This is a genomic window from Rhizobium altiplani, from assembly GCF_001542405.1.
Taxonomy (GTDB): domain Bacteria; phylum Pseudomonadota; class Alphaproteobacteria; order Rhizobiales; family Rhizobiaceae; genus Rhizobium; species Rhizobium altiplani.
In genome coordinates, this window is record NZ_LNCD01000013.1 from 1 (window position 1) to 1507 (window position 1507).

The window sequence follows — 1507 nt, forward strand, 5'->3', positions numbered from 1 at the left end:
TCCACATGGGGTAATCGCGGGAGCGAGTCGCCCCTGATGCAGTCCCGACAATGGAAGCTGGTGGCTGTTCCCCGATAAGATGAAGTGCGGGCTCAAGACTGGCAGTCAGGCCCAGGCATCTAACGGAGAACAACCATGGAAGAGTATATCGGGCTTGATGTGTCGTTGAAAGAGACAGCCATTTCCATTCGGCGCGGTGGCAGAAGGATCTGGCGCGGTAAATGCAAATCCGACCCGGACAGCATCATAACCTTGCTCCATAAGCATGCGCCCGACGCCAGACGGGTCGTCTTTGAGACTGGTCCCCTTTCGATATGGTTTTATCATGCGCTGACCGATGCAGGGGTTCCAGCGATTTGCATCGACGCGCGGCATGCCAAGGCAGCGCTCGACATGGCTGCGAACAAAACAGATGCGAACGATGCCGATGGCCTTGCGCATCTTGCTGAGGTCGGCTTCTACCGCGAAGTCCGGGTCAAAGGGTACGACAGCATGCTCACCCGGACGCTTGTGGCGGCACGAACGCGGTTGGTGACGATCTGCACGGAGCTGTCAAATCAGATCCGAGGCTTGATGAAGACGTTTGGCTTGGTCATTCCGAGTGGCAAGGGTGCAACCTTCGGAAACAACGTCCGTATGCTCCTAGACGGCCACCAGTCTCTTTCGCGGATCATTCTCCCACTCTTGAAGGCTTGGTACGGCACGCGCGAACAGGCGGCCGAACTCAGTAGGCAGTTGATAGCAATCGCGCGGGCGAGCCAATCGTGCCGGCTACTCATGTCGGTGCCCGGTGTTGGGGTTGTCACTGCAACTTCGTTCGTGACCGCCATTGAAGATCCGGAGAACTTCAAGAAGTCACGGTCCGTAGGAGCCTGGCTGGGGCTAACGACACGCCGCTATCAATCAGGCGAGGTCGACTATGACGGTCATATCTCGCGCCGTGGCGACGCCCATTTGCGCGGTCTCCTGTTCGAAGCTGCAACTGTTATTCTCACGCGCAGCAGTGCCGATAGCGGCCTTCGCTCTTGGGGGTTAAAGCTAAGGGAAAGGCTGGGTTTCAAACGTGCCGCGGTCGCCGTTGCGCGCAGATTATCTGTCACAATGCACGCGATGCTTAAGAGTGGTCAGCTTTTTGATCGCGCAGTTGGAATGGATCCGGCCAACGGCTAGCCGTTCCGAATATTTTCCGCCAACGTCCTGATGGACCGGCGTCAGAACGTCCCTGCCGGGACGTAGGCACGGTGATTCCGCGTGTTGGGGTGCAATCGCAGGTAACCTGCGGATTGCGTCGTCCACATTGGAACACTCGACCTGCGAAGCCCCATCATGCGGCGACCGTGTGTCGACCGCGAAGACGACCCTGCTTCCGGCAAACGCTCACTTGGCGCGCGCAAATCAGACGCTTGGACCCCGCATCGTTCGCTCTCCGGCACTGACCACAGTACCGGCCGGGCTGATCTTTAAAAAAACGCTTGCAAAATGCCGTGCGATTAGACGACCCCATCGC

The 1507-nt window shown here is 58.1% G+C and carries 1 protein-coding gene; it reads left to right on the forward strand.

What is annotated here, in order from left to right:
- The first annotated feature begins 135 nt into the window (after positions 1–135).
- Positions 136–1170 carry an IS110 family RNA-guided transposase gene (locus AS026_RS02960; RefSeq protein WP_062368616.1) on the forward strand — a complete coding sequence of 345 codons (1035 nt, stop codon included), beginning with the start codon at positions 136–138 and terminating at the stop codon, positions 1168–1170.
- The last annotated feature ends 337 nt before the right edge of the window (positions 1171–1507 follow it).